This window comes from Microbacterium sp. UBA3394 (assembly GCF_002358725.1).
Classification (GTDB): Bacteria; Actinomycetota; Actinomycetes; order Actinomycetales; family Microbacteriaceae; genus Microbacterium; species Microbacterium luteum.
On record NZ_DEPK01000174.1, the window covers coordinates 6,855 to 13,227 of the forward strand.

The following is a 6,373-nucleotide window of genomic DNA, read 5'->3' on the forward strand; positions in this document are numbered from 1 at the left end:
CAGTCCGACTACGTGCTCAACCTCGTGATCGCGAGCGACGACCCGGGCGACAAGACCACGAGCTACATGCGCTCGGGTGCGGTCGACGGCGCCATCGTCGTGTCCCACCACACCAGCGACACGTACCTGGACCGCATCGCCGCCGCCGTCCCCGTCGTGTACGGCGGCCGTCCCGTGACGACGCGCGAACGCGACTACTACGTCGACGTCGACAACCGCCGCGGCGGCTACGAGGCGACCGCGCACCTGATCGGCAAGGGTCACCGCACCATCGCCACGATCAGCGGCCCGCTCGACATGCCGGCGGCGATCGACCGCCTCCAGGGGTATCGCGATGCCCTCGCCGCCGCCGACCTCGCCGAGGGAACCGTCGAGGACGGCGACTTCACCACCGACGGCGGCGCGGCAGCGATGCGCCGCATGCTCGCGGCGGGTCCCTGCCCCGAGGCGATCTTCGTCGCGAGCGACCTCATGGCGCAGGGTGTGCTCAGCGCGCTGGCCGCCGAGGGCATATCGGTTCCCGGTGACGTCGCGATCGTCGGGTTCGACGATTCCCCGGTTGCGACATCCGTGACCCCACGGCTGACGACGGTCCGCCAGCCGTCGTTCGAGCAGGGCGAGCAGATGGCGAGCATGCTGCTCGACCGCCTCGCCGGGCTCGAGCCTGCCCACGTGACGGTGCTTCCCGCCGATCTCATCGTGCGCGACTCCGCCTGATCGGGCTGCGCCGGGCTACTCGGGGTCACCGCCGAGGGGGCCGACCGCGGGGATAGGGCCGCCGTCGTCGGCGCCGGTCCTGCGGGCGCGGGCGATCGCGTTGCCGAGGTGGTAGATCAGCAGCGCCGCGGCGGAGCCGATCACGATGGCTCCGAGCTGGAAGTCGCCCCACTGCATCGTGAACCCGGCGATGGCGACGACCAGCGCGACGGCTCCGGTGTACTGATTGACCGGACGCGAGAAGTCCACGCGATTGTCGACCCAGATCTTGATGCCGATGATGCCGATGAGGCCGTACAGCGCGGTGGTCACCCCGCCGAGCACGCCCGCCGGGATCGAGTTGAACAGCTCGCCCACCTTCGGCGACAGGCTGAGCAGGATGGCGGTTGCGCCGGCGACCCAGTACGCCGCCGTCGAGTACACCCGTGTGGCGGCCATCACGCCGATGTTCTCGCCGTAGGTGGTCGTTCCCGAGCCGCCGAACAGGCCCGCGACGGTGGTCGCCGCGCCGTCGGCGAGGAGCGCGCGGCCGGTATGACGGTTGACCGATGCATCCGTCATCGCCGCGACCCCCCGCACGTGGCCGACGTTCTCGGCGATCAGCACCAGCACCACCGGCAGGAACATCGCGATCACCCCCCACGTCTGGGGCGAGGCGAAGTCGGCGATCTGGAACGGCGGCAGGCCCACCCAGGCGGCCTCGTTCAGCGCCGTGAAGTCGACCTCGCCCGAGAGAAGGGCGACGACGTAGCCGACGATCACGCCGAGGAAGATCGAGATGCGGCCGAGGAAACCGCGGAAGAGAACGCTGAACAGCACCACGGAGACGAGCGTGATGGTCGCCGTGAGGGGCTGCTGCTGGAAGTTGTCCCACGCCACCGGGGCGAGGTTGAAGCCGATGAGGGCCACGATCGCACCGGCGACGACCGGCGGCATGAGGCGGTCGATCCATCCGAGTCCGGCGACCTGCACGATCACGCCCACGGCCGCCAGCAGCACGCCGACGGCGACGATGCCCGCGAGCGCCGACCCCATGCCCGCGGTGGCGGTGGCGGCGGTGACCGGAGCGATGAACGCGAACGACGAACCCAGGTAGCTCGGCAGCTTGTTCCGCGTGATCAGCAGGAAGAGGATCGTGCCCACGCCCGAGAACAGCAGCGTCGTGGGCACGGGGAATCCGGTGAGCACCGGCACGAGGAACGTCGCACCGAACATGGCGACCACGTGCTGCATGCCGATCGCGATCGTGGCGGGCCAGTTCAGCCGCTCTCCGGGCGCCACCACCTTGCCGGGCTCGACGGTTCGACCGTTTCCATGCAGGGACCAGACAGGCATACGTGCTCCTCGAGGCTGGGCGACGGGAGAATCCGCGCCGCCGACACGATATCGGGTGTCGGCGGCGGCATCCGTCACCGCTTCGTCATGCTTTCGGCGCGTCCGGCGGGGGAGGATGGATGCATGAAGCGCGGAACCGTCGTCGCCCTCGCCGTTGCGGGCCTGCTGGTCGTCGGTGTCGGGGGCGCGGTCGCTCTGTCCGTGGCCGGCGGTGGAGAGCCCGCCGCGGTCGAGACGCCCACGGGCGAGGTGGGTCTCGGCGAGGCGGATCCCACGGGGGAGGCGGATCCTACGGGCGAGGCGGATGAGTCCGACGCCGATGCCGGGGGGTCCGACGCGGTCGATGCCGACGATGCCGGCGACGCGGCTGCCGGGGCCTCGCCCGGTGCGTACGTGGACTACAGCGAGAGCGCGCTCGCCGCGGCCGAGGGCACGCGCGTGCTGTTCTTCCATGCCACATGGTGTCCGCAGTGTCGGGCGCTCGACGACGACATCGTCGCGCAGGGCGTGCCCGACGGGGTGACCGTGCTCAAGGTCGACTACGACACGCAGCAGGACCTGCGGCAGCGATACGACGTCCGCCAGCAGACGACGGTCGTCGCGCTGGACGACAGCGGTGCCGCGACGGCGTCGTTCGTGCCCTATGACGACCCGACGCTCGAGACGGCGCTGACCGGGCTCGGCCTGGACTGATGCTCGGTCTCACGCTCGTGGCGTTCGCGGCGGGTGTGCTCACGGTGCTCGCTCCGTGCGTGCTGCCGCTGCTGCCCGTCATCGTCGGCGGCACCGCGGCGCGCACCCAGGCCGATGCCGGCGTCGCCGAACGGCAGTGGTTCCGGCCGCTGGTCATCGCCGGATCCCTGGCGGCCTCGGTGATCGCCTTCACCCTGCTGTTGAAGGCGACCTCCGCGCTCCTCGGGGTGCCGGCATGGATCTGGCAGGCCGTCTCGGGCGTCATCGTCGCCGTGCTCGGCCTCACGATGCTCTTCCCGGCGCTGTGGGAGCGGGTCATCGTCGCCACCGGGCTGCAAGCCGGCGGCGGTCGCCTGCTCGATCGCGGATACCGTCGCGGCGGGCTCACGGGCGACATCGCCCTGGGTGCCGCGCTCGGTCCGGCGTTCAGCAGCTGCTCACCCACCTACGCGCTCATCGTGGCGACGGTGCTGCCCGCGAGCTTCGCCGCCGGCACCGTCTACGTCACCGCCTACGCGATCGGTCTCGCGCTCGCTCTGCTCGGGGTGGCGCTCGCCGGTACGGCGATCGTGCGGAGGCTCGGCTGGCTGAGCGACCCGCACGGCGTGTTCCGACGTGTTGTCGGCGGCATCCTGCTCGTCGTGGGGGTCGGCGTCGCGCTCGGATGGGACCGCCTGTTGCAGACCTGGGTGCTCGACCAGGGCTGGTACGAGCCGATCGAGAACCTCGAGCGCCTTCTGCTCGGCTGACGACACCGCCGCCGGGAGGGGTCAGGCGGTGAGGCGGTCCAGGAGCTCGCGATAGCGGGCGGCGGTGCGCTCGACGATCTCGGCGGGGAGCTCGGGAGGCGTGCCGGTCTTGTCCCAGTGCGCGGCGAGCCAGTTACGCACGATCTGCTTGTCGAAGCTCGCCATGCGCTCGGCGGGGGTCGAGCCGTCTCGCCACGCAGCCGCATCCCAGTACCGCGACGAGTCGCTCGTGAGCACCTCGTCGGCCAGGGTCAGGGTGCCCTCGGCATCGATGCCGAACTCGAACTTCGTGTCCGCGAGGATCAGCCCCGCCGCCTCGGCGGTCGCCGCGGCACGGGCGTAGATCGCCAGAGACGCATTCCGGAGCTCTGCGGCCCGGTCCTCGCCGACCAGCTCGACCGACTGCTCGAACGTGATGTTCTCGTCGTGCTCGCCCAGGGGGGCCTTGTAAGCCGGGGTGTAGAGGGGCTCGGGAAGGCGGTCGCCGTCCGCGAGCCCCGCCGGCAGCGGGATGCCGCAGACGGTGCCCGACGCGACGTACTCCTGATAGCCCGACCCGGTGAGGTACCCCCGCACGACGCACTCGATCGGCAGCATGTCGAGAGATCGCACGACCATCGCGCGGCCCGCCACCGCAGCGGGCGGCTCGGCGCCGTCGACGAGGTGGTTCGGGATCCGCGGGCCGCCGTCGGCGCCCGCGAGACGGTCGAACCACCACATGCTGAGGCGCGTCAGCAGCTCGCCCTTGCCCGGGATGCCGGGGGAGAGCACATGGTCGAATGCCGACACGCGGTCGCTCGCGACCACGAGCATCCGATCGGCGTCTGCAGCGTCGGCGGGAACGTACAGGTCGCGGACCTTGCCCGAGTAGACGTGACGCCAACCGGGCAGGTCGGCCGAGGCGGGGGCGGGTGCGTCGGTGCTCACCCGCCCATTATCCCGGTCACCCCGGGGCCGCGACCTGCCGCTCCACCCGGGCGCGGTTCACAACTCCTCAAACGTGCCATGCGCAGCGGCGAAATCGCGCCATTCTGCCGTCGCGGCAGTCGATTCTGCGGAGTTACGCACGAGCCGCCGCGGGGAAACCGATGCGACCTGGCGGTCGGCATCCCCCGGGCGGCGACCTGCCGCTCCGCCCCCGGGCTCGGTTCACAACTCCTCAAACGTGCGCGCATGTCGGGTGAAACCACGGCGGACGAGGACGTGACGGCCGGAATCTGCGGATTTGTGAACGGGCAGGCGAGGCCGCAGGAGGCGGAACGGCCTCGGGGGCGCGGATTGGGACTTAGGCGGCTGAATTGTGCACCGGCGAGCGAGGCTGCAGGCGGCAGCGTGGTCGGCGTGGCCGCCGCGGCGCGACCCGAATCAGGCGTCTGCGGCGCGTGCGGCGATGTCGCGGCGGTGCTGGCCGCCCTCCAGGCCGATCGCGTCGACGCCGCGGTAGACGCGCTCGCGCGCGTCGGCCAGCGACGCCCCGACGCCGACGACGCTCAGCACACGTCCGCCGGTGGCGAGGAATTCGCCGTCGTGCAACGCTGTCGCGGCGTGGGCGAGGTGCACCCCGTCGAGCGCTTCGGCCCGGTCGAGGCCGGACAGTGTGCGTCCGGTCGCCGGGGATGCGGGATACCCCTCGCTCGCGATCACGACGGTGACCGCCGCGGTGTCCGAGAACGACGGGCGGTCGTGGCCCTCGAGGTGTCCCGACGCCGCGGCCAGCAGCAGCTCTGACAGCGGATCGGCGAGGCGCGGAAGCACGACCTGCGTCTCGGGGTCGCCGAACCGCGCGTTGAACTCGATCACCTTCACACCCGATTCGGTGAGGATGAGGCCGGCGTAGAGCAGGCCGATGAACGGGGTGCCCTCCGCGTCGAGCTGGCGGATGACGGGCTCGGCGATCTCGCGGGTGACGAGGTCGACGAAGGCGTCTTCGCCGCCGAAGCCGTTGGTCAGCCACGGCAGTGGTGAGTAGGCGCCCATGCCGCCGGTGTTGGGACCGGCGTCGCCGTCGGCGAGGCGCTTGAAGTCCTGTGCGGGGCTGAGGGGGAGGACGTGGTCGCCGTCGGACAGGAAGAACAGCGACACCTCGGGGCCGGCCAGGAACTCTTCGACGAGCACCGGCCCGCTTGGGAGATACTGCGCGGCGTGGGCGAGGGCGGCGTCGCGGTCGCCGGTGACGATGACGCCCTTGCCCGCGGCGAGGCCGTCGGCCTTCACGACGTACGGCGAGCCGAGGTCGTCGAGGGCGGCCTCGACCTCGGCCGGCGTGGCGGCGCGCACGGCGCGGCCGGTCGGCACGCCGGCGGCATCCATGACCCGCTTGGCGAAGGCCTTCGAGCCCTCCAGCTGCGCGGCGGCGGCGCCCGGACCGAAGACGGGGATGCCGCGCTCTCGCAGGGCGTCGGTGACGCCCGCCACGAGTGGCGCCTCGGGGCCGACGACGACGAGGTCGACGGCGTTCTCCTTGGCGAACGCGGTGACCGCGACCGGATCGTTCGGGTCGAGGCTGACGAGAGTGGCGTCGCGCCCGATGCCCGCGTTCCCCGGCGCGGCGAGGATGTCGTGTGCGGCCTGCTCGGACCGGAGGGCGAGGATGATGGCGTGCTCGCGGGCACCCGAGCCGAGAACGAGGATCTTCACCCCGCCAGCCTAACCGCGGCCCTCTTCCGCCTTCTCGCCTTCCGTCCCTCGCCCTTCGCCCTTCGCCGTCCGGTCCCCTCCTCCGCCACATCCGTGCCTCAACTCAGGCTGAGGGTCGGGTTGCGGCTGAATGCAGCCGAATTTCGGGGGTGCATCCCGCTCCCAGCCTGAGTTAGGGCCGGTGATGGGTCGGGTGGCCGAGTGGCCGGGTGGCCGGTGGGGGTGAGTCCCATAGCGTGGTG

6 protein-coding genes are annotated in these 6,373 nt (G+C 71.6%); 3 read left to right on the top strand and 3 right to left on the bottom strand.

Going from position 1 to position 6,373, the window contains the following annotated elements; translation table 11 throughout:
* Window positions 1-717: LacI family DNA-binding transcriptional regulator (locus B4E30_RS10390; RefSeq protein WP_286795249.1), on the top strand; the 717-nt coding region annotated here is incomplete at its 5' end.
* Window positions 718-732: 15 nt separating this feature from the next.
* Here B4E30_RS10390 and B4E30_RS10395 read toward each other — a convergent pair.
* On the bottom strand, window positions 733-2,052 hold the full coding sequence (locus B4E30_RS10395) for a uracil-xanthine permease family protein (RefSeq protein ID WP_286795250.1): 1,320 nt from the start codon (window positions 2,050-2,052) through the stop codon (window positions 733-735).
* A gap of 123 nt (window positions 2,053-2,175) precedes the next feature.
* Between B4E30_RS10395 and B4E30_RS10400 the strand changes: the two genes are divergently transcribed.
* Together B4E30_RS10400 and B4E30_RS10405 are read left to right on the top strand one after the other, a co-directional pair.
* The gene (locus B4E30_RS10400) at window positions 2,176-2,745 is read left to right on the top strand and encodes a thioredoxin family protein (RefSeq protein ID WP_286795251.1); all 570 of its coding nucleotides are present in this window, start codon (window positions 2,176-2,178) and stop codon (window positions 2,743-2,745) included.
* Window positions 2,745-3,494, top strand: a complete 750-nt coding sequence (locus B4E30_RS10405) for a cytochrome c biogenesis CcdA family protein (RefSeq protein WP_286795252.1) — start codon at window positions 2,745-2,747, stop codon at window positions 3,492-3,494. Before B4E30_RS10400 ends, B4E30_RS10405 begins: the two co-directional genes overlap by 1 nt.
* 21 nt (window positions 3,495-3,515) lie before the next feature.
* Here B4E30_RS10405 and B4E30_RS10410 read toward each other — a convergent pair whose 3' ends face one another.
* Both B4E30_RS10410 and purD read right to left on the bottom strand, forming a co-directional pair.
* Entirely contained in the window at window positions 3,516-4,421 is a 906-nt protein-coding gene (locus B4E30_RS10410; protein ID WP_286795253.1) for a phosphoribosylaminoimidazolesuccinocarboxamide synthase, read from the bottom strand.
* A gap of 438 nt (window positions 4,422-4,859) precedes the next feature.
* The gene (gene purD, locus B4E30_RS10415) at window positions 4,860-6,131 is read right to left on the bottom strand and encodes a phosphoribosylamine--glycine ligase (protein ID WP_286795254.1); all 1,272 of its coding nucleotides are present in this window, start codon (window positions 6,129-6,131) and stop codon (window positions 4,860-4,862) included.
* Between the last annotated feature and the right edge of the window lie 242 nt (window positions 6,132-6,373).

Excerpts from the sequence above, each read along its gene's own strand:
- B4E30_RS10405 (WP_286795252.1), top strand. The coding sequence starts at position 2,745 with ATGCTCGGTCTCACGCTCGTGGCGTTCGCGGCGGGTGTGCTCACGGTG.
- B4E30_RS10395 (WP_286795250.1), bottom strand. The coding sequence starts at position 2,052 with ATGCCTGTCTGGTCCCTGCATGGAAACGGTCGAACCGTCGAGCCCGGC.
- B4E30_RS10400 (WP_286795251.1), top strand. The coding sequence starts at position 2,176 with ATGAAGCGCGGAACCGTCGTCGCCCTCGCCGTTGCGGGCCTGCTGGTC.